This window comes from Mesorhizobium sp. W067 (assembly GCF_054719525.1).
In genome coordinates this window covers 1,222,560-1,245,478 of the sequence record NZ_JBTTII010000001.1, presented here as the reverse complement: position 1 = coordinate 1,245,478, position 22,919 = coordinate 1,222,560, and the positions used below count along the sequence as shown (strand labels likewise).

The window sequence follows — 22,919 nt, the reverse complement described above, 5'->3', positions numbered from 1 at the left end:
GGCAATGACTGCTGCCGCTACCTGACAAGAGCCGGGCGCGGACTAGGTCTTGGCCGGCCATTTGGGCACGCCACGGTGTGACCTTCGCATGGGATGCCGCGCCGCTACCTCAGCGGCCTTCACGCGAAAATGCATGATCGATGCCGGCCCCGCCAGGCGCCGTCCGTTGGCGAAGGCTAAAAATCGACGTCGCGAAAAAACGCGAAGAAAATTCGAACCACGCATGAACCTTTGCTTTGGAGGCCGCACTAACCGGCATGGACGCCGAGAAGGCGATCCCAACACAGAAGGACGCCATGGTGGCGATCCTCGATCCAGAGAAGGAAATGCTCAAATGACCAACTTCAAGCGCATCACGCTCGCCGCGGCCCTCATCGTCTCGGCCTTCGGTTCGGCTTCCGTTCCGACCTCGGCTTTCGCCAACGGCACGCATCCCACGGGCGACGGCGGCGCGGTTTGCAAGGGCTCCGGTCATTGCCTGGTGCTCTCGATCGAGTGCAAAGGCACCTATACCGACGCCACGGACAAGAATGGCACTGTCTATGGCAAGTGCAGCCAGACCGCGCAGGTTTCACCGCAGGCCAAGATCAAGCTCGCCAAGTAATCGGCCGCAGATCAGGGAAATGGCGGTCGTCCGCGGGACGGCCGCCATTTTCTTTTTGTTTTCGTGAATTGTTTTAGCGCCGGCTGAGCAACAAGCTGGCGAGAAGGCCGACCACGACCAACCCAACAGCAGCGGCTGTTGCCGGACGATCGCGCGCCGTCTTTTCCATCGCCCTGCCCTGCTTCCTGATCGCCGGCAGCGCATCGCTGACAAGGTCGGCAAGCTGCCCATAATAGTCCGAAGCGGCATCGCGCCCGTCCTCGTAGTAAGCACCGCCGCGTTTGGCCACGACTTTGCGCAAGGCGGCGAGCTCTTTGGAAAGGGTCGCGACCTGCTTTTCGAGATCGAGATCGGAGAGGGTCGAAAGCGATGCCATGATTGTTTTCCTTCTTTTTGAGAGAAGGCCAAACGCATGGCCGCAGAACCGGTTCCGGTCTGCTTGCCCGAGGCAGCGGAAAGGTTAGCGCACCTGGTCGAGCAGGCGCTTGCACTCCAGGAGGTCAAACAGCGCCTCCTGCAGCAAGGCCCGGTTGTCGCGCGACAGTTTCGATGCGCCGGGCTGGACCGGACCTTCCTCCTCGGTCTTGCCCAGGCCGAAAAAGCGGCGGCTGGGTTTTACCTTGGGCTGGCCGACCAGCATCTCGTCATCCATGCCGCGCGGCTGGGCGGCTGGCGTCAGCGGCACCTGATCGGCCTGCCTGCGCTGCGAGATCGCTTCGACGGCAGCCATGTCGCCATTGCCGATGGCGACCAGGAAATGGTTGCCGTTCTCGCGCAGCAGTTTCTGCACGCCCTTGATCGTGTAACCCTGGTCGTAGAGCATGTGGCGGATGCCCTTGATCAGTTCGACATCCTGTGGCCGGTAGTAGCGGCGGCCGCCGCCGCGCTTCATCGGCTTGATCTGGTTGAAACGGGTTTCCCAGAAGCGCAGCACGTGCTGCGGCAGATCGAGATCCTCCGCGACCTCGCTGATGGTGCGGAAAGCGTCGGGGCTCTTGTCCATGGGCGAAATCCTCACGCTGGACGGCGATCCGGCCCAGTCTGCCGAATCGGGTATCATTTCAGCGGTTTATGAAACAATATTCAAGCCCGGCGTCAAAACGGCCCGGCGTTTTCAACCGAAGCCTGCGGCAGAACCTATTTGCCGCCCTTGGCCTTGCTGTTCTGGTGCGAGCGCAGGATACGGCTTTTCAGCACGTTCGACGACTTGAAGGTCATCACCCGGCGCGGCAGGATCGGCACTTCCTCGCCGGTCTTGGGATTGCGGCCGATGCGTTCGTTCTTGGAACGGACGTGGAAGGTGGCGAAGGACGACAGCTTCACCGTCTCGCCGCGTACGATGGCTTCACAGATTTCGTCCAGCACCGCTTCGACGAGTTCTGCCGATTCAGTGCGTGACAAGCCGACCTTACGGTAAACAGCTTCGGCAAGGTCGGCGCGCGTAAGTGTCTTTCCCCCCATGCGACCGTCCCATCAGTTCAAAAAACATAAATCGATACAGGTAAAGGCAGAGCCTAAGTAATTGATCCGGCAAGGTCAAGGACCGAAACCGGACCGTTCGGCACTTACCAGCGAACGAGAACCGCGCCCCAGGTGAAGCCGCCGCCCATCGCTTCCAGGAGCACGAGATCACCCTTCTTGATGCGACCGTCGGCGACGGCCACCGAAAGCGCCAGCGGCACGGAAGCAGCGGAGGTGTTACCGTGCAAATCGACGGTGACCACCACCTTTTGCTCAGCAATCCCGAGCTTCTTGGCCGAAGCGTCAATAATGCGTTTATTGGCCTGATGCGGCACGAACCAGTCGAGGTCGTCGGCGGTTATGCCGGCCTGCGAAAACGTCGCCTCGATGACGTCGGTGATCATGCCGACGGCGTGCTTGAACACCTCGCGGCCTTCCATCCTGAGATGGCCGACGGTGCCGGTGGTCGAGGGACCGCCATCGACGAAAAGCTTGTCCTTGTGGGCGCCGTCGGAGCGCAGGCTCATCGCCAGCACGCCACGGTCGGCAATGCCGCCAGTGCCCTCATCCGCTTCCAGCACCAGCGCGCCGGCGCCGTCGCCGAACAAGACGCAGGTCGAGCGGTCGCTCCAGTCGAGGATGCGGGAAAAGGTCTCCGCGCCGATCACCAGCACGCGCTTGGCGAGGCCGCCTCTGATGTAGAGGTCGGCGGTGGTCACCGCATAGACGAAGCCCGAGCACACCGCCTGCAGGTCGAAGGCAAAGCCGTGATGCATGCCGAGCCGGTTCTGGATCTCGACGGCGGTCGCCGGAAAGGTGTTGTTGGGCGTCGAGGTCGCCAGCACGATCAGGTCGATGTCGGCAGCCGTAAGACCAGCATTGTCGAGCGCTGCGCGCCCCGCCGCCTCGCCCAGCGACGCCGTCGTCTCGTCATCGGCGGAGATATGACGCTGGCGGATGCCGGTGCGCTGGGCGATCCACTCGTCCGAGGTCTCGACCATGCCTTCGAAATCGGCATTCTTCATGATGCGGCGGGGCAGCGCAGCACCGGTGCCGCGCACGACTGATCTGATCAAAGCTCTTTCCTATTCCTTTTCGTCGACGGTGGCGTCGGATTTCCTGCTTGCCTGGGCATGCGGGTTGCGCGCATGGAACAGGTCGAGATCGGCCTCGATGCGGTCGATCAGATTGTTGCGCACCATATCGTAGCCAAGCTCGATCGCTGCCGCGAAACCGTCCGAATCGGCGCCGCCATGGCTCTTCACCACGATGCCGTTCAGACCCAGGAAAACGCCGCCATTGGAGCGGCCCGGATCGAGCTTTTCGCGCAGGCGGTCAAAAGCGCCCTTGGCGAAGACATAGCCGATCCTGGCCATCAGCGTGCGGTTCATCGCGGCGCGCAGATAGCCTGAGATCTGGCGCACAGTGCCTTCTGCCGTCTTGAGCGCGATGTTGCCGGCAAAGCCCTCGGTGACGACCACGTCGACCGTGCCCTTGCCGATGTCGTCACCCTCGACGAAGCCATGATAATTCATCGAGGCCATGTTGGCCTCGCGCAGCATGCGCCCGGCTTCCTTGACCTCTTCCTGTCCCTTGATCTCCTCGACGCCGACATTGAGCAGGCCGACTTTCGGCCGGTCGATGCCGAACACCGAGCGCGCCATGCCGGTGCCGAGAATGGCAAAGTCGATCAGCTGGTGCGCATCGGCGCCGATGGTGGCGCCGACATCCAGCACCACGCTCTCGCCGCGCATCGTGGGCCAGATCGCCGCGATCGCCGGACGGTCGATGGTCGCCATCGTGCGCAGGCAGAATTTCGACATCGCCATCAGCGCGCCGGTATTGCCGGCCGAAATGCAGGCCTGCGCGCTGCCACTCTTGACTGCTTCGACAGCCTTCCACATCGACGACTTCCAGCGGCCGTGGCGCAGCGCCTGGCTCGGCTTGTCGTCCATCCTGACCGCGACTTCGCAGTGGTGGAACTCGCTGACCTCGGCCAGTTTGGGGAATTTGGCGAGTTCGGGGCGCACCAATTCCTCGCGCCCATATATGACGAAGCGGATGTCGGGACGCCTGACGGCGACCGTCATGAGTGCCGGGATGACCACGTTTGGCCCGTGATCGCCACCCATGGCATCGATGGAAATCCTGATCACGCGGTCTTTATCTCACTAGCTTGGGCCAGGGCACATGGCCCGCGAAAGAAATACTAAACTCGCGAAATTCGGGGGCTCGCGAAGGTTCGGCGAAAATAGCGGTTTTGGGCTGCCGCACAACCGGCTTTTCTCCGATCGCTTCGTGTTTTAGGATTTTCCAAGCAAGGATCGCAGCTTTTGCTGGAATTCATTCTCGACGGGCTCGTCCGGGCCGGCGGCATCGAGAGAGGCGCCTGCCTTGCGCGGATAGGGATCGATCGCCAGCCCGAAGAACTGTTCGGCGAGCGCGCCGACGTCGATCGTGTCGCCGGAGAATGTTTCCGGGCCGTCTGGCCCGTCGGCGTCGAGCAGGATCTCGCCGCCGCCTTCGAACCCTTGCCGTCCGAGCTTGGATTGCTCCGGCAGGAACAGCGCCTCGACCTCCTCGTCGATATGGGCCGCGACCGGCTCAAGGGTGACGATGCAGGCCTGGGTGATATCAGCCTCGACGCGGCCGCTGACCTTGACGCCATTGCGCTTCCACGGCGCCACCAAAAGCTCAGCACGGTAGTTTTCGACCGAAAGCAGCTCGTGCTCGCGCGCAAGCGTTGCGCGCTGCGCGGCGTCGGCGTCGATCACCACCTGCAAACCTTTGTGCGGCAGGCGGCCGACATTGGCCGCGAATGAGACCGGGCTAGGCGTGTCCAGATGTTTCATCTTGGTCTCCCTCCTCACTCCGCTTTCGCGACCGGAAACGCCACGGCACCGGAAACGATCGATTCGGACGGCTGTGCTTCAAGCTGCCTTGCTGCATCGATTACATAGGACGCCAGCGGCAAGGCTTGCGGCCAGGCGCCGGCATCGGGCCTGACATTGCGCGCCAGGGCGGCAGCAAGCGCGTCGGGGTCGCTGCGTCCCAGCGCGTCGTCATAGGCGGCGGTACGGCCGTAGAACATTTTGGCCAGCCTCTTCATGCGCTTGGGCACGCCGACATCGCCAATGCCCAGTTCCCGCAGCGAATGCTCGACATCGAGAAAGAACTCGTCGATCAGCACCTGCGCGACCTCTTGCGCGACGCCCTCTTCGCCGCGCAGCCGGTGCTGAAACAGGAACATATGCAGCGAAAGCATCTCGAAACGGCCGAGTGGCGTATCCGGCACATTCCAGTGGGAATAAAACACGATCTGCCGCGCCGCCGCCACGATTTGTGCGTAAAGCGCCTCGGTGATAGCGCGGTTGGCCTTGCGTTCGCGGCCAAAAAGGCGCTGGAACATTGAGGGTGGTCTCCTGGGGACCGATTGTTTGAATGGGCCTTGTTGCATCGGCAAGCAAGCTGGTTTACCGGTTTTGCCGCCCAGCGCAAGTTGCGGCCAGCTAATGGAGTTGTTGTTGCGCGCGCTGAAATTCAAGTCGACTTTTCTGCCCGGGGCCACCGCCGCGGTTTCGCTGGTGCTGGTGGCTTCCGCGCTGTCGGGCTGCAATTCGTCCAAGATGTTCGGCGACCTTAACCCTAGCGAGACGCTGACGCAGGGCTATGTTATCGACCAGCAGGCGGTCGATTCAGTGCCGGTGGGCTCCAGCCGCGAACAGGTGCTTCTGGCGCTCGGCACGCCATCGACGAAAGCCACCTTCGACAATGAGGCGTTCTATTACATTTCGCAAACGCGCAAGCGCTATGTCGCTTTCGACAAGCCGCGCCTGGTCGACCAGAAAGTGCTCGCGGTCTATTTTGGCGAGGACGGGCGCGTCACCCAGATTGCCAATTACGGTCTGAAGGACGGCAAGATTTTCGACTTCATCTCGCGCACCACGCCGACCGGCGGCAAGGACCAGAACTTCCTCAGCCAGATCATCAAAGGCGCCAGCAAGCTGGCGCCCCCCATTCCTGGCGGCGGCGCCTAAGAAGCGACCGCCTTCCTCAGATTTTTGCTTCCCCCGAAGCGACACCATCTCAGGCGACCAAAAGCCCGCGGGAGCGATCCTGCGGGCTTTTGTTTTGAGGTCATGCGGCCGCAACACCCGTCGCGCTTTGCCGCGCGTGGCCTGTTCGGCCACCGGGCTCCAGCGAGGCGCGGTGCACAGCCGCACTCTGCCGCGCTTCCGAAGGCGTCATGCCGAAATGCCGGCGGAAGGCGTGGTTGAAGGTCGAGAGATCGCCGAAGCCGGCGTCGAAGGCGATGGCGCCGATGGTGCGGTGTGCCAGGCGCAGGTCGGATAGCTTGCTGCAAACCAGCGCCAGCCGCCGGCCAAGCACGAACTGCGACAGCGAGGTACCCTCACCCTCGAACAGCTTTCTGATATAGCGCGCGCTGACGCGGTGGCGCCCGGCCAGCGCGTCGGACCCGACATCGCCGGAAGCCAGATTGCTTTCGATATCGGCTTTGATGGCGCGCAGCCGCGCGGCGCGTATGCCGCGGCCTGCGGCGACCTCGGTGGCGTCCTGCGTTGCCCCGACCACGACCGCGACAAGGTCCTGTATGTGCTTGGCGGCAAGCCAGCGCAATTCGGACGCGGCCAGGTTCGGCTCCTGCATCAGCAGACGGACATAGCTGGTCAGCAGCAAGAACTTTTCGCCCACGCATGACATCGGCGTCATCAGGGCGGCATCCGCATTCGCAGCCATGGGCCCGAGCGCTGCCTTGGGGATGGTGATGAAGAGATGATGCGACATCGCCCGCTCGATCACATGCGGATCAGAGGAGGACAGAAGGATTGCCTGGCCGGCCTCGATGCTGGCCTCGCGGCCGAGATGCGAGAAGGTGGCAGCGCCCTCCAGACACATGAAGAAAATGTAGTCATCGGTCCCCTTGGCCATGGCGCTGGAACGGATGGTGCGGAAGGCGGTGGTCCTCGAATCGGCAATGCCGACGCCCGGCAGCCGCAGGATGGTCGCGTCGACGGAGAGCTTTTCCTCCGTGACGTTAAAATCCATGTCGGTCACCATCCGGCGCAACAGGTCGCAATAGACGTTTCGCCATTCCGCTCGCGGCCACATGGCGGTCGAAAAGCGCGCATACGCAAACTCGGGGGGTCGAATAGTCATGGGGTACTCCCAAGCGATTGTCTTCATTTCACTGTCGTTCGTAGTCGAGGCTCGTTCCATGAACGGCCTCTCATCCGACGGCGGCAATCGGGGGGCACTGGATGGCTACAATGATTTGCGCACTTGGACAAAAGACTATTTACGAAGCTATGGATGAGCTTTGTTCATTCATGCTAAGGAACCCATGGGCAGGATCGGGTAACGGCAAATGACAAGACGGCTTCCACAACTGGAATCCATTCGTGCTTTCGAGGTCATTGCCCGGCTGGGCAGCTTCAAGCGCGCCGGCGATGAGCTGAATGTTACGCCAAGCGCGCTCAGCCACCGCATCGCCGATCTCGAAGCCGATCTCGGCGTGCTTCTGTTCACCCGCCATGTCCGCCGCGTCGAACTAACGCTTGAAGGCGAACGATTGTCCGCGGGCGTGCGACGCGCATTGCTGGAAATCCAGAGCACGGTCGCGAGTGTCGCGCGCAACGAGCGCACGAGGCTGAGGGTCACTGCCATTCCTTCGCATGCCGTACGCTGGCTGGCCCCGCGCCTGCACAGGTTTCGCAAAAAGCATCCCGAAACAGAGATCGACATCAATGCGGATCTTGCAGTCGTCGACCTTTCGCAGCGAACAGTCGACATCGCATTGCGTTTCGGCGGCGGACACTATCCGGCCGTCGAGACCGAATGGCTGATGGCAGATGCGATCTTTCCTGTCGTCAGTCCCGACTATCTCGCCGCCAACGGCCCGGTCAGAGACCAGCACGATGTGCTGCGACTGTTCCGCATCCTCGACACGACGGCCGAAAATGACGAGAGCGGCGCCAATTGGCGCCACTGGTTCGAGAGAAACAATCTGCCGCTGGATACGGTTGGCGACGGCATGAATCTGAATGGCACCTTGTTGGCGGTCGAAGCGGCGGCGAGCGGTCTGGGCGTCGCTATCGCGAGGAAGTCGCTGGTCGAGAGCGATTTGCGGACCGGCAGGCTCGTGCGCCTCCTGACGACGGACATACCGACGAACTGGAACCACTACGTCGTCGTCCACCCGTCCATCTCCGCCTGGGAGCCTGCCAGATCGTTCATCAACTGGCTGAAGGCGGAAGCCGGCGACAACACCGGCGACGGTTGACCTCGGCGGCCGTCCAGGAGCTCTCATCGGAAGGCGTCGGGGCTCACGGACTCATCGTATCGGCCAGTTGCTCATCCTTGCGGCCCGACTGGTTCGCCGCCTTGGCGGCAAGCGCTGCCGCCATCTGGCTCTCCAGCTCGCGCAGCTTGGCGTCGAGTGTCGCCATGCCGCCCCAGGCGAATGTCGCGCGGTATAGCGGTGCGACCTCGGGCGTCAGGAATTCGACCAGGGTTTCGTCCTCGACCCAGACCTTGAGCACCTTGAACAGGCGGGCATCGATCAGCTCGCTATGCCAGCCCATGCGGGCGGCAATGCCCTGGATGGTTTCGGTCGAATTGGGCGTGCTGAGCAGCACATGCGAGCCGGAGCGCAGGCGCATGTTCGGGTCGAAGCCGATGCCGAGCGGCGCTTGCTGGTCCAGAACCGTGCCGCACGGCAGGATTTCGATCAGCGAGCCGAAATCGTCGCCGAGGCAGACAAACCATGCCCCCTCAGGAAATGGCGGCGACGGCGCACGAACCGCGGTGGCGACAAGCATTTCGGCAAGGACGCTGGCGACGGCCTGCGGATCGCGGGCGTTGAATGAAGCGTGATGCAGCATGGCAATACTCCTGTTTTCAACGGCGGCGGCCGGCAGAAGTGCCGACCCATGCCGCGGCGTTCCGTAAAAACTGAATCACCGGCTGAGCGTCAGGATGACCGCGGCAAACAGGCAGGCGTATTCGGCCAGTCCAAGCACTAGGCGCAAATTGTGGTTGGCCGCCCAGCTGTCGCGCGTCTGCGCCCAATCATCGGGGATGGTCACCGGCGTCCAGCTCTGCACCTGTTTGTTGAGCGGCACCTGACGGCTGACGGTGAAGCCAATGTCGATCACCACCAGCGCCGCGGCGACGATGGTCAGGATGCGCGGCAGGCCGGCATCGACCGCAAACATCGCCATCGCCGCGATCAGCACCAGCGTCGTCAGCCTGACGAACGGCATCACCCGGGTAAACGTCCGGTCGCGCATCTGATGCATGGCCATGTACTGGCCGGCGGTAAGATCATCGATGCGAAAATCGTGGATTACGCCCGAGACGTAGATGCCGGCAATAATTCCAGCCAGCGCAAGCGAAGCCGCCATCAAGAAAATGTCCATGTCTTTTCCCTGCCCGAATGTCGTTTCCCTGGCCAAAATCGCCGCAGAGGCGAGCCCGACACCGCGCCTATTGCAATGTCCTGGCCAATGGCCGGGGTATTAAAGCAGGCGGACGGTCCGGGCTTGGGTAGGATGGAACGATGTTTTGGGCAATGCGGCCCTCCGATTGCGTCGGAAACATCAAGTGCCGTGAGGTCGAAACCCATCAGCAATCTTGACGCGTACTTGCCAGCGACCGGTCAAATTCGTATCAGACCGTGCTGGCCAATGGCGCATCACGCTGAATTGGGAGGAGCATCCGTGCCGGAAAAAACCCGGACAAAACCGACAGGCTGGATGGCGACCGGAACGGCTGACAGCCAAGTGGTCACGCCTGACTGGATGCCCATCGAGCCGGTGACGATCGATGGCGTGAGGGTCAAGGAGATCAGGCCGGTCGCAACCTCCACCGGCTATCTGACCGAGATCTTTCGCCAGGAGTGGGAGCTCGATTCGGAGCCGGTCGGCCAGGTCTTCCAACGCACCTTGTATCCCGGCGCGGTGACGGGCTGGCATGCCCATGCGGTGACGACCGACCGGCTGTTCTGCTGCGTCGGCAGCGTTCGCATTTCGCTGTTTGACGGACGCAAGGCCTCGCCGACCTTCGGCGCCGTCTGGCACAAGATTATCGGCCCGTTGCGCCCGGCGGTCGTCATCATTCCACCCGGAATATGGCACGGTGTTGTTTCGCTCGGAGCGGAGACGGCGGTGCTGCTCAACCTCGTCGACAAGGCCTATGCCTACGATCAGCCCGACCATTGGCGCCTGCCGCCAGACACCGACCACATTCCCTACAGACTGGTGTAGCGTGGAAGCATCGGCGCAGCGCGATCAGGCCGGCGGCGAACCGCTGGTTTCGATCGTGATCGCGACGCACAACCGGCCGGCAGCACTGCGGCAGGCATTGACCAGCGTCATGCGCCAGACGTTGCAAGACTGGGAAGCCTTGGTCATTGGCGACGGTTGCAGGCCGGATACGGCGGCCGTTGTCGCTGAATTTGACGATGCCCGCATCGTCTACATCGATCTTCCTGTCAATTTCGGCGAACAGTCCGGTCCCAACAATATCGGCTTTGCCAGGGCGCGTGGCCGCTTCGTCGCCTTGCTCAACCACGACGATCTGTGGTTTCCCGACCATTTGGCGGCGATGACCGGCTGGATCGACGCCTCGGGCGCCGACGTGGTGCTGGCGCGCGGTGCCGTCATCCAGCCGCCGTCGGCGGCCGGCAATCCTGTCAATTCGATCTTCGGGATCGGCAAGGATGGTTTTTACGACCCCGTCACGACGGAAGGATTTGGCTCGGCACACATGTTTCGCCGCGCTTCGTTCAGCCTGCTCGGACCTTGGCGACCCGCCAGCCAGTGCTTTTGCGAAAGCTCGCAGGACTGGCTGTTTCGGGCATGGCGAAAGGGCGCGGTGATCGCGACGATGCCGCACCTCACCGTGATCAAGCTGCATTCCGGCATACGCAAGGGCTCCTATCTCGGCGACAATGCGCAGGAACAGAAGGATCTTCTGGACGCCATGCAGACGCCGGACGCCTTGCGCGTGAAAATCCTTGGCTGCGCGGGCGAACCCATTCGCCTGGCGGCATCGAGTTATCTCAGGCGCAGGCTGATGGCGGCTCTTGGCATCCATCCCCGCGCCCGCGCCTTCCGCCGCAAGTACAAGCGAGGCGCTTTCGTCGCCAAGCTGCGGCGCCTGCGTGGCCTGGCGCCGATGCCTGAGCGCGAGCCTGGCGTGAGCGAATTGCTCGATCGCTACAGCAAGCGTGGCGATGCCGGCAGCGAGCCGGGTGAGGTCTGAACAGACCCCCGCATGAATCTCAAACAAAAACCCGCGGGATCGCTCCGCGGGTTTTTTCTTGAATCAGTGGCTTTGCCTCAGCCGTGCGCGAGCACGGCCAGCAGCAGAAGCGCCACGATGTTGGTGATCTTGATTGCCGGGTTGACCGCCGGGCCGGCGGTGTCCTTGTAGGGATCGCCAACCGTGTCGCCGGTGACCGAAGCCTTGTGCGCTTCGGACCCCTTGAGGTGCTTGACGCCGTCCTTGTCGACAAAACCGTCCTCGAACGACTTCTTGGCATTGTCCCAGGCGCCGCCGCCCGAAGTCATCGAGATGGCGACGAACAGGCCGTTGACGATGACGCCGAGCAACGAGGCGCCGAGTGCCGCAAAGGCGGACGCCTTGGAGCCCGAGATCAGCTGCACGCCGAAATAGACGACGAGCGGCGCCAGCACCGGCAGCAGCGAGGGGATGATCATTTCCCGGATCGCCGCCTTGGTCAGAAGGTCGACGGCGCGCGCATAGTTTGGCTTGGAGGTGCCGGCCATGATGCCCGGATCCTCGCGGAACTGCTTGCGCACTTCCTCGACGATGGCGCCGGCCGCACGGCCGACGGCCGTCATGGCGATGCCGCCGAACAGATACGGGATCAGACCGCCGAAGATCAGGCCGGCGACCACGTAGGGATTGGAGAGGTCGAAGGAGACATCGCCCATGCCCTGGAAGTACGGATATTTGTCGCCATTGGCGGCAAAGAACTTCAAATCGTTCGAATAGGCCGCAAACAGCACCAGCGCGCCGAGGCCGGCCGAACCGATGGCATAGCCCTTGGTCACCGCCTTGGTGGTGTTGCCGACCGCGTCGAGCGCGTCGGTGGAGTGGCGCACTTCCTTGGGCAGGCCGGCCATTTCGGCAATGCCGCCGGCATTGTCGGTGACCGGGCCGAAGGCGTCGAGGGCGACGATCATGCCGGCAAGGCCGAGCATGGTGGTGACCGCGATCGCCGTGCCGAACAGGCCGGCGAGCTGGTAGGTCGAGATGATGCCGCCGACGATGACGATTGCCGGCAGTGCGGTCGATTCGAGCGACACCGCAAGTCCCTGGATGACGTTGGTGCCGTGACCGGTCACCGAGGCCTGGGCGATGGAGTTCACCGGGCGCTTGTTGGTGCCGGTATAGTATTCGGTGATCACCACGATGAGACCGGTCACAACGAGACCGATCAGGCCGCAGATGAACAGGTTCTTGCCGATGATGGTCATGCCGGCGACGGTGCCGACCTCGCCCCAGCCGACGGTTGCCGAGGTAGCGACGCCGAGACCGACGACCGACAGCAGGCCGGTGACGATCAGGCCTTTGTAGAGGGCGCCCATGATCGAGCCGTTGGAACCGAGCTTGACGAAGAAGGTGCCGACGATCGAGGTCAGGATGCAGGCACCGCAGATAGCGAGCGGATAGAGCATCGCCGCACCCAGAGCGGCGGTGCCGCCGAAGAAGATGGCAGCCAGCACCATGGTGGCAACGACGGTCACCGCATAGGTCTCGAAGAGGTCGGCGGCCATGCCGGCGCAGTCACCGACATTGTCGCCGACATTGTCGGCGATGGTGGCCGGGTTGCGGGGATCGTCTTCGGGAATACCGGCTTCGACCTTGCCTACGAGATCGCCGCCGACGTCGGCGCCCTTGGTGAAGATGCCGCCGCCCAGACGGGCGAAGATCGAGATCAGCGATGCGCCGAAGCCGAGCGAAACCAGCGCATCGATGACGATGCGGTCATTGGGCTGCAGGCCCATCGGGCCGGTCAGGATATAGTAGTAAATCGACACGCCGAGCAGCGCGAGGCCAGCCACCAGCATACCGGTGATGGCGCCCGACTTGAAGGCGATGTCGAGACCGGCGGCGAGGCTGTTGGACGCCGCCTGCGCGGTGCGCACATTGGCGCGCACCGAGACGTGCATGCCGATGAAACCGGCGGCGCCAGAGAGCACGGCGCCGATCAGGAAGCCGACCGCGGCGGTGATCGAGAGCAGCCACCAGGCGAGCACAAGCACGACCACGCCGACGATGGCGATGGTGGTGTACTGGCGCGCCAGATAGGCTTGCGCGCCTTCGCGGATGGCGGCGGAGATTTCCTGCATGCGTGCGTTGCCCTGATCGGCTGCAAGAACCGATCGTGTCGCCCAGATGGCGTAAAGGATTGAAAGCAAGCCGCAGGCGATGACGGCAGAAATGATGGTCATTGCCGAATTTTCCTCGATTGATGGCCCAAAAGAACCCCTCCCTGGGCCGTTGGTGCGGGGAGCGGATAAGCCTAGGCGGAATCCGTCCTTCGCAGCGGTGTATGCGAAACAGGGCTCGGAACGTCAAGATATTGTTCGGTTTTTGCCCCGCTTTCAGCCAAAAGGTTTAGGCCAGAACATTCCCGTGGCCGATGCCTTGCTATTAGATCGGTTGAAATGACGCTGCGTCAGTCAATGCTTTGCCCGCAGTCCAGCGAAGGTCAGTCGCCAGTCTCCTGCCCCATCTTGCGCGCCGTATAGCGCTCGATGGCGGACAGTCCGTCATAGATCAGCACCGCCAGCGCCGCGACGATCAGGCCGCCTTGCAGGACGAAGGCGAGATTGTTGGACAGCAGGCCGGCGATGATCACCTCGCCCAGCGTCTTGGCGGCAACCGTCGAGCCGATCGTCGCCGTGGCCAGGCTGATCACCACCGACAGCCTTATTCCTCCCAGAATGATCGGCGCGCTCAGCGGCAATTCGACCTTGACCAGTCTTTGCCAGCCCGTCATGCCGGCGCCGCGCGCGGCCTCCATGATGTTGCCCGGCAGCGTTGTGAGGCCGGTCAGCGCGTTCTCGAAGATCGGCAGCAGGCCGTAGAGAAACAGCGCAATCAGCGTCGGCTTCTCGCCGAAACCGACGGCGGGCACCGCCAGCGCCAGCACCGCCACCGGCGGAAAGGTCTGGCCGATATTGACCAGACTGCGCGACAGCGGCAGGAATTCGGCGCCCGCCGGCCTGGTCACCAGGATGGCAAGCGCCACGGCAACGATGGTTGCGGCGACGGTAGCGATCAGCACGGTCCTGAGATGCAGCAGGGTCAGCGTCAGCAGGCTGCCCTGATTGTAGATCGCCGGCGCATTGTTTTCGGTCAGCGGCTTCAACAGCGGCTCGAACCAGCCGGGATTGGTGACGAAGGCTATGAGAAGCACCACCAGGGCAAGCCTGAGCAGCGAAGGCAGCCAGGCTTTTAGACCGGCCCCTTTCATGCCGGCCTCGCCGCGCGCTTCACCAGCCCGTCGACGGTGACGCGGCCGAGCAGCTTGCCGTCTTCGCCCTTGACCGGCAGCGCCGGCCGGCCCGACCACAGAAGCTCGGCCAGCGCGTCGCGCTGGCTGGCGTCGCCTGGGATCGCCTCGCCTTCGGCAGTCCCCTTTTCCACGGCGTCGCGCACGCGGCCGAGCGACAAGAGCCGGAACGGCTTTTCGCTGGCGCCGACCAGGGTTTCGACGAAGGCGTTCGCCGGCCGCGCCAGGATCTCTTCCGGCTTGGCGTATTGCACCAGCTTTCCGGCATCCATGACGGCGATCTTGTCGCCCATGTGGACCGCCTCCTCCATGTCGTGGGTAACGAGGATGATGGTGGTGCCGAAGCGCTTCTGGATTGCCAGCAGGTCCTCCTGCGCCTTGGTGCGGATGATCGGGTCGAGTGCGCCGAACGGTTCGTCCATCAGAAGCACATTGGGCTCGGCGGCGAGCGCGCGGGCGACGCCGACACGCTGCTGTTGCCCGCCGGACAGTTCGTGCGGGTAGCGCGGGCCATAGGCCTCGGGGTCGAGCTGGTAGAGCGTCATCAGCTCGGCGACGCGGGATTTGATACGGGCGCTGTCCCAGCCGAGCAGGACCGGCACGGTGGCGATGTTCTGCGCAACGGTGCGGTGCGGGAACAGGCCGTGGCCCTGGATGGCGTAGCCGATGCTGCGGCGCAGCTCGTAGCCGGGCAGCGAGCGGTTGTCGTTGCCGTCGAGCTTGATGACGCCGGCGGTCGGCTCGACCAGCCGGTTGATCATTCGCAGCAGCGTCGTCTTACCGGAACCGGAGGTACCGACAATGACGCAAACCGTGCGCGGCTCGACGACCATGGACACGTCGTCGACCACGGTCGTCGCGTCATAGCGCTTGGTAATGCCTTCGATCTCGATCATGCCGTTTCAACCCTGCGCCTGGTGGCGGTCATTTCGATTACTGCGTCGAGGATGATGGCCGCGGCGAAGGCCAACGCCACCGTCGGCACGGCGCCAAGCAGCACCAGGTCCATCGCCGTCTGGCCAACGCCCTGAAACACAAACACACCGAAGCCGCCGCCGCCGATGAGTGCTGCGATGGTGGCAAGGCCGATGTTCTGCACCAGCACGATGCGGATGCCGGCGAGGATCACCGGAAAGGCCAACGGAAACTCGACGCCGAACAGGCGCTGGCCATCGGTCATGCCCATGCCGCGCGCTGCATCATTGGCCGCGCGGGGTACGCCGGCAAGCCCGACCACGGTGTTGGCCACCACCGGCAGCAGCGAATAGAGGAACAAAGCCACGAAGGCCGGCGCGGTGCCGATGCCTCTGATACCGAGCGCTGCGGCACCCGGAACATGCGCGGCGACCCAGCCGAGCGGCGCGATCAGCAGGCCGAACAGCGCGATCGAGGGTATGGTCTGGACGATGTTGAGCACATTGAGCACGCCGGCCCGCACCCGTTCGACGCGGTGGCACAGGATGCCGAGCGGCAGGCCGACGATCACCGCCGCCGCCAGCGACCCCAGCGCCAGTGTGATGTGCTTGGAGCCTTCCGCCCAGAAACTATCGGCGCGGTTTGCATATTCCTTGAGGATCGACAGGCTGTCCCACTGCCCCGATATCAGCAACAAGCCGATGGCCAGCGCCGCGACGACGAGCACGCCGACGCGGGCCGGTGGCGACAGGTTGAGCCTGGTCAGCACGTCGGCGAGCAACAATGTGAAGGCGAAGATCAACAGCCAGAACCCGGAAGCCGGCGAGATGCGGGCGAAGGTGTTGCCGGCCGGCATCAGGAAGGTCCCGGCGACACCGATCAGGATGGCAAGGGCGGCGAGCGCCACGACGCTTGCGGCCAGGCGCAGGACAAGCGGGGTCTTCAGCAAGGCAACAATTGCGGCCACGACGACGACTGCCAGCAGCAGCGGCCCGATCGTTGCGGGCAAAGCCTCCAGCATCGAGCGCGCCTGACCGGGGACGATACGATTGGCGCGGAAGGTGGCGAACGGGGCCAGAAACGCCGCATAGGCAACGATCGCCGCGATAACCATGCCGAGCTTGTCGAAACGCAGGGTCATGGATGCCCCTCATGAGGAGCGATTTTCCACGTTGCGCAGACTACGCTGGTGATCGGCGAAAGCCGACGCGAAATCCGATCTCCCCCTTTGCGGGGGAGATGGCCGGCAGGCCAGAGGGGGGTGTGAAGGATCGCCAGCTTTCGAGCGTCGGCCTGTTCAGAAGCAACCCTGTCGAGGCACGCACCTGCTACCGGTTGTGAGGTCGGCGGGACAGCACCCCCCTCTGTCCTGCCGGACATCTCCCCCGCAAGGGGGGAGATCAGCAGCTTCCAGAGAGGGGTGTCTCGCACCAGCGTCACGATCAGCTATGCGCTGACTACTTCAAAAACCCGTTCTTCTTCAAAAAGTCCTCGGCGACACCCTTGACCGGCTCGCCGCCGACCTGGACGCGGCCGTTGAGTTCCTGCAGCGTGACGAGGTCGAGCTTGGCGAACACCGGCTTCAACAGCGTCTCGATCTCCGGATGCTCTTTCAGCACCGCTTCGCGGATGATCGGCGCCGGCTGGTAGACCGGCTGCACGCCCTTGTCGTCGGCGAGCACGACCAGGCCGGACGGCGCGATGCCGCCGTCGGTGCCGTAGACCATGGCGGCGTTGGCGCCGTTGGTCTGGTTGGCGGCAGCACCTATTGTCGCGGCGGTGTCGCCGCCCGAAAGCGTGATCAACTGCTCGGGCTTCAGCGTGAAGCCGTAAGTGGTCTGGAACGCCGGCAGGGCTGCCGCCGAATTGACGAACTCAGCCGACGCCGCCAAAACCACCGTGCCGCCGCCGGCGACGTATTTGCCGAAGTCGGTCAGGGTCGCCAGCTTGTTGGTCTCGGCAACCTCCTTGCGCAGCGCGATCGCCCAGGTGTTGTTGGCCGGTGACGGCGACAGCCAGACGATCTTGTTGGCGTCATAGTCGAGCTTCTTGGCGGTCTCATAGGCCTTGGCGGCATCCTTCCAGACCGGATCGTCGGCCTTCTCGAAGAAGAAAGCGGCATTGCCGGTGTACTCGGGATAGATGTCGATCTCGCCGGCAGTGATCGCCTTGCGTACCACCGGCGTGCCGCCGAGCTGGATGCGGTCGGTGGTCTTGATGTTGTTGGCGTTGAGCACAAGCTGGATGATGTTGCCGAGCACGCCGCCCTCGGTGTCGATCTTCGAGGAGACGACCACCTGGGCATTGGCGGAGGCGGCCGTGATGCCGAGCGCCAACGCCGCGCCGGTCAGAATCTTGACTGAAAACATTGTGAAAACCCCTTGCTTTGGACCGAAATGCGGTGGCCGCATATGAGCATGGCTTCAACGCCCCGTCGGGGCACACGGTTTCATAACAATGGGTACAGACGCAATAATTTTGTGCGGTCGCCGCGATTTCGGCCGCCGCCATGCTGACACGTCGTGCCAAGCCAAAGATAGAACCGGATCAGGCGCGGGCTTTGCGCGATCCGGTCAGTTTGAGCGCGCCAAGGGCGACGAAGCAGAGGGCGACGACCGGGAAAACCAGCCAGTTCAGCATCTCCCAGCCCCAGGCATTATAGATGGCGCCCGACATTAGCGAGGCGAAGGCGACGGAGCCGAACAGGACGAAGTCGTGGAAGCCCTGCACCTTGCTCTTTTCGGACGGATGGTAGCTGTCGGCGACCATGGAGGTGGCGCCGATGAAGGCAAAATTCCAGCCGAGGCCAAGCAGGATCAGCGCCGTCCAGAACTGCCACAAATGCAGGCCGGACAATGCCACCGCGGCGCAGCCGATGAGCAGGACCAGGCCGGTGGCGACGATGCGTTCGGCGCCGAAGCGATGGATCAGCGATCCGGTGAAGAAGCTCGGCGCAAACATCGCCATCACATGCCAGGAAATGCCGAGCGTGGCGTCGTCTGTCGACAGGCCGCAGCCGACCATGGCCAGCGGCGCGCCGGTCATGACGAAACTCATCAGCGCATAGCTGCCGACGGCGCAAAACAGCGCCGCGACAAAACGCGGCCGGGTGACGATATCGGACAGCGGCCGGGCGTCGCTTGACGCGACTTCCGCGTGGCCGGGAGCCTTGGCCGGGATGCGCAGGAATGACAGGATGATGGCGCCGGCCGCCGCCAGAACCGGAATGGCCACGAACGAGCCGGCAAACATCACCGGCGCCAGCAATTCGCGGGTGAAGATGACGATCTGCGGCCCGAGGATCGCGGTGATGACGCCGCCGGCCAGCACGAAGGAAATGGCGCGCGCCTTGAATTCGGGCGGAGCATTATCGGCGGCGGCGAAGCGGAACTGCTGGACGAAGGCGCCGCCGACGCCGATCACCAGCAGCGCGAAAGCGAACAGCCAGAAGCTGGCGTGGAACAGTGCCAGCGTGGAGATGACGCCGCCAAGCGCGGTCACGATGGTGCCGGTCATGAAGCCGCCGCGCTGGCCGAGCCAGCGGATGATGGCCGCGGCCGGCAACGCGCCGAGCGCCACGCCGATGTTGAAGCCGGTGATTGGCGCCGTTGCCAGCGACTTATCGGGGCCAAGCAGATATTGCCCGGCCAGCCCGCCCATGGAAATGGCAATCGGCGCGGCCGAACCGATAATCGCCTGCGACGTCGCCAGGATGATCGCCGTGCGGCGCGCTTCCCTTGCTGCGCCGGGGACGGTGCCGGTCACAATGCGTCCTTGCCGCGCCCCTCGCCCCGCACCCGGCGCGACACACGGTCGAGCACGGCGTTGGTCAGCTTCGGCTCGTCTTCCTCGTAGAAGGCCTTGGCGATGTCGACATATTCCGAAACGATGACGGCCACCGGCACGTCGTCGCGCTTCATCAGTTCGTAGACGCCAGCGCGCAGGATTGCGCGCAACGTCGAATCGAGTCTGGACAGCGGCCAGTCTTCCGTCAGCGCCTGGCGTATAATCGGATCGATGGTCGTCTGGTTCTCGACGACGCCGGCCAGGATGGCGCGGAACCACTGCGCGTCGGCCTCGCGATAAAGCGCGCCGTCGACTTCCTTGCCGAGCCGGAACGCCTCGTATTCGGCGGTGATCTCGAAGACGCCGCTGCCGGCCACGTCCATCTGGTAAAGCGCCTGCACGGCGGCCAGACGGGCGGCGCCACGCTTGTTGGCGTGGCGTATCGCGGGCTGGCCGGGCGAAGCGGGTTCGCTCACGATTGCGCTCCCAGCTTCTCTTTGAGCGCGATCATGGTCAGCGCCGCGCGCGCGGCAAAGCCGCCCTTGTCACCCTCCGAGCGCTTGGCGCGCGTCCAGGCCTGCGCGTCGTTCTCGGTGGTCAGGATGCCGTTGCCGATCGCAATCGCTTCCTGGACCGAGAGATCCATCAGCGCGCGACTCGATTCATTGGCGACGATGTCGAAATGATAAGTGTCGCCGCGGATGATGGTGCCGAGCGCGACAAAACCATCATAGTCCTTGCCGCCCTCGCCCATGCCGTCGAGCGCAAAAGTGATCACGGCTGGAATTTCCAGCGAACCGGGAACGGTGACGACGTCATAGGTCGCGCTAGCTTCGTCGAGCGCGCTCGTCGCGCCGTCGAGCAGCGCGTCGGCAAGATCGTCATGAAAGCGCGCCTCGATGATCAGAAGGTGGGCCTTCTTCTTCGGGCGAATGAACGCTTTGCCGTGTTGGGATGTGCCAGCCATAAATGTCTCCGGGGGTAGCCGGTGACTTAGGCCGAAGCCGGTTTGATCGCAAGCGGAAGATTGCTGGAGGCGAAGCCTGGCCTAGCGCGTCTTTGGGCTGGGCGTCGGTAGCGGGCACTCGCTGCAGAGGCTTTCAGCCCAGACGAGAACAGCTTCGTGATCCACTACACGACCCCCGTCTACATCGGCCATTGCTTTGCGCGTAAGCCGCTTTTTCTGTTCGATTGTGAGTCTTGCGGCCATCAAAGCCCCTCTTTCGCCGCCTCGACTAGGCGCGCGGCGTAGCGGGCCATGGTGTCGATCTCGAGGTTGACCTTGTCGCCGACCTTGCGCTCGCCCCAAGTGGTCACGGTCAGCGAATGATGGATCAAAAGCACGTCGAAACGGGTGCCTTCGACCTTGTTGACGGTAAGCGAGGTGCCATCAAGTGCGACCGAGCCTTTTGGCGCGATGAATCTCGCCAGTTCGCGCGGCGCCTCCAGCGTAAAGCGCACCGCATCGCCCTCGTCCTTGCGTTCGACGATTTCGGCCATGCCATCGACATGGCCGGAGACGATGTGGCCGCCGAGCTCGTCGCCGATCTTCAGCGCCCGCTCCAGATTGACCCTGGTGCCTGATTTCCAGCCCGACGCCGTGGTCAACCTCAGTGCCTCTTCCCAGGCTTCGACCTCGAACCAGCGGGCGTTCGAGCCATCGTCGGGCAAAGCCGTGACCGTCAGGCAGACGCCGCCGCAAGAGATCGAGGCGCCAATGGCGATGGTCGCGGGATCATAGGCAGTGTCGATGCGCAGGCCGACACCTTCGCTCAGCGGCTTGACGGCCGCGACGGTGCCGATATCGGTGACAATTCCGGTAAACATCGATGCTGATCCCTAGAGGTCCCTTATCCATTCCGCATAGACATCTTCCCCGAAGCGCATCTCGCGCAATTTGCGGAAGCCTGCCGGGATATGGTTGGCGTCGACGGGCGATACAATGCCGCCCTCGCCGATCGCTTCCGGCCCCTGGAACAGCACGATGCGGTCGATCAGTCCTTCGGCGAGGAAGGCGCTGGCCACCTTGGCGCCGCCTTCGACCAGAACGCTGGCCATGCCGAGCGCGCCGAGATCCTCGAGCAGTTCCGGCAAGGCCACGCCGCCTTCATGGGTTTCGGTGCCGATGAAGCGCACACCGGCACGCTCCAGCACCGACCGCCGTAGCGGATCGGCCCCCAGGCTCGCGGCGACATAGAGCGGCACTCGGTCGGTGCCGGAGACCAGCTTCGAGGCTTCCGGCAGCCTGATCTGGCGGTCGAGCACGATGCGCGCCGGCGAGCGGTTCTCCAGCCCCGGCAGCCGCACGGTGAGCGCCGGATCATCCTCCAGCGCCGTGCCGATGCCGACCAGTATGCCATCGGCTTCGGCGCGCATCAGATAGACTTCGCGGCGGGCGATATCGCCGGTGATCGCGACCTGGCCGGCGCCGTGCCTGCCGATCTTGCCGTCGCTGGAAAGCGCAAGCTTCAGAATCACTTCCGGGCGCTTTTTCAGGGACCGAATCAAATAGCCGGCCATCTGCTCGGCGGCTTCCTCGGCCAGCACCTTTTCGACCACTTCGATGCCGGCGGCGCGCAGGATGGCATAGCCTTTGCCGGAGACGCGCGGATCGGGATCGCTGGCGGCGCCGACGACCCGCGCCACTCCGGCATTGACCAGCGCGTTGGCGCAAGGCGGGGTGCGGCCATGGTGGGCGCAGGGCTCCAGCGTGACATAGGCGGTGGCACCGCGGGCCAACTCGCCGGCTTGAGCCAGCGCCTCGGTCTCGGCATGCGGCCGGCCGCCAACAGCGGTGACGCCGGTGCCGACGATCATCGGCCCGGCGCCATCGTCGCGAACGATGATGGTGCCGACCGAAGGGTTGGTCGAGGTGCGGCCGGCATTTCGGCGCGAGAGTCTCAGCGCTGCCGCCATGAAACCGCGATCGAGAGCCTGCTGATCGGCCTTCCCTGACGTTTGGGTTGCCATGCTCAGCCGGCGTCCTCTTCGCTCTTCAGCTCGTCGCCCTTGAACTCGTCGCCTTTGAGCTCACCCAGCACATCGTGGAAATCCTTGGCCTCACGGAAATTGCGATAGACAGAGGCGAAGCGGACATAGGCGACGTCGTCGAGCGACTTCAGCGCTTCCATGACGAGCCGGCCGACCTCGCCCGAGGCGATTTCAGTCTCGCCGGAGCTTTCGAGCTGGCGCACGATGCCGGTGACGGCGCGGTCGATGCGCTCGGGATCGACATTGCGCTTGCGCACCGCGATCTCCACCGAACGCAAGAGCTTGTCGCGGTCGAACGGCACCTTTCTGCCGGACTTCTTGACCACCACGAGGTCGCGCAACTGGACGCGCTCGAAGGTGGTGAAACGGCCACCGCAATCGGGGCAAACGCGCCGCCGGCGGATCGCGGCGCCATCCTCGGCGGGGCGCGAATCCTTCACCTGCGTATCTTCGGACTGGCAATAGGGACAGCGCATGGAGAGCCTTCGGGTTGGCGATTCTGGCGGAACGATAGGCTTAGAGGTTTTTGCCGGGACGGCAAAGGTTCGGCAACGGCCGCTCGCGCCCTCAGAGATAGCGAGGCGGGAGGAA

The 22,919-nt window shown here is 63.7% G+C and carries 26 protein-coding genes; 5 read left to right on the top strand and 21 right to left on the bottom strand.

The window, feature by feature from the left end; genetic code table 11:
• The first annotated feature begins 334 nt into the window (after positions 1 to 334).
• On the top strand, positions 335 to 604 hold the full coding sequence (locus tag ACYG97_RS06100; protein ID WP_023669376.1) for a hypothetical protein: 270 nt from the start codon (positions 335 to 337) through the stop codon (positions 602 to 604).
• A gap of 73 nt (positions 605 to 677) precedes the next feature.
• On the opposite strand, the gene ACYG97_RS06095 is transcribed toward ACYG97_RS06100, so the two are convergent.
• The 7 genes from ACYG97_RS06095 to ACYG97_RS06065 all read right to left on the bottom strand — a co-directional run bounded on the left by ACYG97_RS06095 (position 678) and on the right by ACYG97_RS06065 (position 5,474).
• Positions 678 to 980 carry a hypothetical protein gene (locus ACYG97_RS06095; protein WP_023734141.1) on the bottom strand — a complete coding sequence of 101 codons (303 nt, stop codon included), beginning with the start codon at positions 978 to 980 and terminating at the stop codon, positions 678 to 680.
• A gap of 84 nt (positions 981 to 1,064) precedes the next feature.
• The gene (locus tag ACYG97_RS06090; protein ID WP_023669374.1) at positions 1,065 to 1,607 is read right to left on the bottom strand and encodes a MerR family transcriptional regulator; all 543 of its coding nucleotides are present in this window, start codon (positions 1,605 to 1,607) and stop codon (positions 1,065 to 1,067) included.
• A 134-nt stretch (positions 1,608 to 1,741) separates the two neighbouring features.
• Entirely contained in the window at positions 1,742 to 2,065 is a 324-nt protein-coding gene (locus ACYG97_RS06085; protein WP_006201891.1) for an integration host factor subunit alpha, read from the bottom strand.
• Positions 2,066 to 2,169: 104 nt separating this feature from the next.
• Positions 2,170 to 3,141 (bottom strand): beta-ketoacyl-ACP synthase III, encoded by a 972-nt coding sequence (locus tag ACYG97_RS06080; RefSeq protein ID WP_023734142.1) that lies wholly within the window; start codon positions 3,139 to 3,141, stop codon positions 2,170 to 2,172.
• Between the two features lie 9 nt (positions 3,142 to 3,150).
• A complete protein-coding gene (gene plsX, locus ACYG97_RS06075) occupies positions 3,151 to 4,221 on the bottom strand; it encodes a phosphate acyltransferase PlsX (protein ID WP_023700539.1) in 1,071 nt (356 codons plus the stop codon).
• A gap of 147 nt (positions 4,222 to 4,368) precedes the next feature.
• Positions 4,369 to 4,917 (bottom strand): YceD family protein, encoded by a 549-nt coding sequence (locus tag ACYG97_RS06070; protein ID WP_023734143.1) that lies wholly within the window; start codon positions 4,915 to 4,917, stop codon positions 4,369 to 4,371.
• A 14-nt stretch (positions 4,918 to 4,931) separates the two neighbouring features.
• Complete coding sequence (locus ACYG97_RS06065; RefSeq protein WP_023734144.1) at positions 4,932 to 5,474, bottom strand: ubiquinol-cytochrome C chaperone family protein; 543 nt, start codon at positions 5,472 to 5,474, stop codon at positions 4,932 to 4,934.
• Between the two features lie 115 nt (positions 5,475 to 5,589).
• Between ACYG97_RS06065 and ACYG97_RS06060 the strand changes: the two genes are divergently transcribed.
• A complete protein-coding gene (locus tag ACYG97_RS06060; protein WP_023669368.1) occupies positions 5,590 to 6,102 on the top strand; it encodes an outer membrane protein assembly factor BamE in 513 nt (170 codons plus the stop codon).
• A gap of 100 nt (positions 6,103 to 6,202) precedes the next feature.
• Here ACYG97_RS06060 and ACYG97_RS06055 read toward each other — a convergent pair whose 3' ends face one another.
• The gene (locus ACYG97_RS06055) at positions 6,203 to 7,243 is read right to left on the bottom strand and encodes a helix-turn-helix domain-containing protein (protein WP_198024959.1); all 1,041 of its coding nucleotides are present in this window, start codon (positions 7,241 to 7,243) and stop codon (positions 6,203 to 6,205) included.
• A 208-nt stretch (positions 7,244 to 7,451) separates the two neighbouring features.
• On the opposite strand from ACYG97_RS06055, the gene ACYG97_RS06050 reads away from it, so the two are divergent.
• Positions 7,452 to 8,366 (top strand): LysR substrate-binding domain-containing protein, encoded by a 915-nt coding sequence (locus ACYG97_RS06050; RefSeq protein WP_023734146.1) that lies wholly within the window; start codon positions 7,452 to 7,454, stop codon positions 8,364 to 8,366.
• Between the two features lie 43 nt (positions 8,367 to 8,409).
• Here ACYG97_RS06050 and ACYG97_RS06045 read toward each other — a convergent pair whose 3' ends face one another.
• Both ACYG97_RS06045 and ACYG97_RS06040 read right to left on the bottom strand, forming a co-directional pair.
• Positions 8,410 to 8,967: a hypothetical protein gene (locus ACYG97_RS06045; protein WP_023734147.1), complete on the bottom strand. Its 558-nt coding sequence runs from the start codon at positions 8,965 to 8,967 to the stop codon at positions 8,410 to 8,412.
• A 75-nt stretch (positions 8,968 to 9,042) separates the two neighbouring features.
• Positions 9,043 to 9,504, bottom strand: coding sequence for an anthrone oxygenase family protein (locus tag ACYG97_RS06040; RefSeq protein ID WP_023669364.1), 462 nt, complete (start codon positions 9,502 to 9,504; stop codon positions 9,043 to 9,045).
• A gap of 300 nt (positions 9,505 to 9,804) precedes the next feature.
• On the opposite strand from ACYG97_RS06040, the gene ACYG97_RS06035 reads away from it, so the two are divergent.
• Together ACYG97_RS06035 and ACYG97_RS06030 are read left to right on the top strand one after the other, a co-directional pair.
• Positions 9,805 to 10,350, top strand: coding sequence for a dTDP-4-dehydrorhamnose 3,5-epimerase family protein (locus ACYG97_RS06035; protein WP_245260844.1), 546 nt, complete (start codon positions 9,805 to 9,807; stop codon positions 10,348 to 10,350).
• Between the two features lies 1 nt (position 10,351).
• Entirely contained in the window at positions 10,352 to 11,350 is a 999-nt protein-coding gene (locus ACYG97_RS06030) for a glycosyltransferase family 2 protein (RefSeq protein WP_023734148.1), read from the top strand.
• 77 nt (positions 11,351 to 11,427) lie between these two features.
• On the opposite strand, the gene ACYG97_RS06025 is transcribed toward ACYG97_RS06030, so the two are convergent.
• The 11 genes from ACYG97_RS06025 to nrdR form a co-directional block, all read right to left on the bottom strand.
• Positions 11,428 to 13,569 carry a sodium-translocating pyrophosphatase gene (locus ACYG97_RS06025; RefSeq protein WP_023682384.1) on the bottom strand — a complete coding sequence of 714 codons (2,142 nt, stop codon included), beginning with the start codon at positions 13,567 to 13,569 and terminating at the stop codon, positions 11,428 to 11,430.
• Between the two features lie 260 nt (positions 13,570 to 13,829).
• Entirely contained in the window at positions 13,830 to 14,597 is a 768-nt protein-coding gene (locus ACYG97_RS06020) for an ABC transporter permease (RefSeq protein ID WP_023682385.1), read from the bottom strand.
• Positions 14,594 to 15,532, bottom strand: coding sequence for an ABC transporter ATP-binding protein (locus ACYG97_RS06015; protein WP_023682386.1), 939 nt, complete (start codon positions 15,530 to 15,532; stop codon positions 14,594 to 14,596). Before ACYG97_RS06015 ends, ACYG97_RS06020 begins: the two co-directional genes overlap by 4 nt.
• Positions 15,529 to 16,692, bottom strand: a complete 1,164-nt coding sequence (locus tag ACYG97_RS06010) for an ABC transporter permease (RefSeq protein WP_023682387.1) — start codon at positions 16,690 to 16,692, stop codon at positions 15,529 to 15,531. The genes ACYG97_RS06015 and ACYG97_RS06010 overlap by 4 nt, the downstream gene beginning before the upstream one ends.
• Positions 16,693 to 17,008: 316 nt before the next feature.
• On the bottom strand, positions 17,009 to 17,920 hold the full coding sequence (gene osmF, locus ACYG97_RS06005) for a glycine betaine ABC transporter substrate-binding protein OsmF (RefSeq protein ID WP_023682388.1): 912 nt from the start codon (positions 17,918 to 17,920) through the stop codon (positions 17,009 to 17,011).
• Positions 17,921 to 18,098: 178 nt separating this feature from the next.
• Positions 18,099 to 19,316, bottom strand: coding sequence for an MFS transporter (locus tag ACYG97_RS06000; protein WP_023682389.1), 1,218 nt, complete (start codon positions 19,314 to 19,316; stop codon positions 18,099 to 18,101).
• Positions 19,313 to 19,813, bottom strand: a complete 501-nt coding sequence (gene nusB, locus ACYG97_RS05995; RefSeq protein ID WP_023682390.1) for a transcription antitermination factor NusB — start codon at positions 19,811 to 19,813, stop codon at positions 19,313 to 19,315. The genes ACYG97_RS06000 and nusB overlap by 4 nt, the downstream gene beginning before the upstream one ends.
• Positions 19,810 to 20,304 (bottom strand): 6,7-dimethyl-8-ribityllumazine synthase, encoded by a 495-nt coding sequence (gene ribH / locus ACYG97_RS05990; RefSeq protein WP_023682391.1) that lies wholly within the window; start codon positions 20,302 to 20,304, stop codon positions 19,810 to 19,812. The genes nusB and ribH overlap by 4 nt, the downstream gene beginning before the upstream one ends.
• Before the next feature lie 242 nt (positions 20,305 to 20,546).
• Positions 20,547 to 21,164, bottom strand: a complete 618-nt coding sequence (locus ACYG97_RS05985; protein ID WP_023682392.1) for a riboflavin synthase — start codon at positions 21,162 to 21,164, stop codon at positions 20,547 to 20,549.
• A 12-nt stretch (positions 21,165 to 21,176) separates the two neighbouring features.
• Positions 21,177 to 22,307 carry a bifunctional diaminohydroxyphosphoribosylaminopyrimidine deaminase/5-amino-6-(5-phosphoribosylamino)uracil reductase RibD gene (gene ribD / locus ACYG97_RS05980; protein ID WP_023682393.1) on the bottom strand — a complete coding sequence of 377 codons (1,131 nt, stop codon included), beginning with the start codon at positions 22,305 to 22,307 and terminating at the stop codon, positions 21,177 to 21,179.
• 2 nt (positions 22,308 to 22,309) lie between these two features.
• The gene (nrdR, locus tag ACYG97_RS05975) at positions 22,310 to 22,804 is read right to left on the bottom strand and encodes a transcriptional regulator NrdR (protein ID WP_023682394.1); all 495 of its coding nucleotides are present in this window, start codon (positions 22,802 to 22,804) and stop codon (positions 22,310 to 22,312) included.
• Between the last annotated feature and the right edge of the window lie 115 nt (positions 22,805 to 22,919).

Excerpts from the sequence above, each read along its gene's own strand:
- ACYG97_RS06100 (WP_023669376.1), top strand. The coding sequence starts at position 335 with ATGACCAACTTCAAGCGCATCACGCTCGCCGCGGCCCTCATCGTCTCG.
- ACYG97_RS06095 (WP_023734141.1), bottom strand. The coding sequence starts at position 980 with ATGGCATCGCTTTCGACCCTCTCCGATCTCGATCTCGAAAAGCAGGTC.
- ACYG97_RS06090 (WP_023669374.1), bottom strand. The coding sequence starts at position 1,607 with ATGGACAAGAGCCCCGACGCTTTCCGCACCATCAGCGAGGTCGCGGAG.
- ACYG97_RS06085 (WP_006201891.1), bottom strand. The coding sequence starts at position 2,065 with ATGGGGGGAAAGACACTTACGCGCGCCGACCTTGCCGAAGCTGTTTAC.
- ACYG97_RS06070 (WP_023734143.1), bottom strand. The coding sequence starts at position 4,917 with ATGAAACATCTGGACACGCCTAGCCCGGTCTCATTCGCGGCCAATGTC.
- ACYG97_RS06065 (WP_023734144.1), bottom strand. The coding sequence starts at position 5,474 with ATGTTCCAGCGCCTTTTTGGCCGCGAACGCAAGGCCAACCGCGCTATC.
- ACYG97_RS06055 (WP_198024959.1), bottom strand. The coding sequence starts at position 7,243 with ATGACTATTCGACCCCCCGAGTTTGCGTATGCGCGCTTTTCGACCGCC.
- ACYG97_RS06050 (WP_023734146.1), top strand. The coding sequence starts at position 7,452 with ATGACAAGACGGCTTCCACAACTGGAATCCATTCGTGCTTTCGAGGTC.
- ACYG97_RS06045 (WP_023734147.1), bottom strand. The coding sequence starts at position 8,967 with ATGCTGCATCACGCTTCATTCAACGCCCGCGATCCGCAGGCCGTCGCC.
- ACYG97_RS06040 (WP_023669364.1), bottom strand. The coding sequence starts at position 9,504 with ATGGACATTTTCTTGATGGCGGCTTCGCTTGCGCTGGCTGGAATTATT.
- ACYG97_RS06025 (WP_023682384.1), bottom strand. The coding sequence starts at position 13,569 with ATGACCATCATTTCTGCCGTCATCGCCTGCGGCTTGCTTTCAATCCTT.
- ACYG97_RS06020 (WP_023682385.1), bottom strand. The coding sequence starts at position 14,597 with ATGAAAGGGGCCGGTCTAAAAGCCTGGCTGCCTTCGCTGCTCAGGCTT.
- ACYG97_RS06015 (WP_023682386.1), bottom strand. The coding sequence starts at position 15,532 with ATGATCGAGATCGAAGGCATTACCAAGCGCTATGACGCGACGACCGTG.
- ACYG97_RS06010 (WP_023682387.1), bottom strand. The coding sequence starts at position 16,692 with ATGACCCTGCGTTTCGACAAGCTCGGCATGGTTATCGCGGCGATCGTT.
- osmF (WP_023682388.1), bottom strand. The coding sequence starts at position 17,920 with ATGTTTTCAGTCAAGATTCTGACCGGCGCGGCGTTGGCGCTCGGCATC.
- ribH (WP_023682391.1), bottom strand. The coding sequence starts at position 20,304 with ATGGCTGGCACATCCCAACACGGCAAAGCGTTCATTCGCCCGAAGAAG.
- ACYG97_RS05985 (WP_023682392.1), bottom strand. The coding sequence starts at position 21,164 with ATGTTTACCGGAATTGTCACCGATATCGGCACCGTCGCGGCCGTCAAG.
- ribD (WP_023682393.1), bottom strand. The coding sequence starts at position 22,307 with ATGGCAACCCAAACGTCAGGGAAGGCCGATCAGCAGGCTCTCGATCGC.
- nrdR (WP_023682394.1), bottom strand. The coding sequence starts at position 22,804 with ATGCGCTGTCCCTATTGCCAGTCCGAAGATACGCAGGTGAAGGATTCG.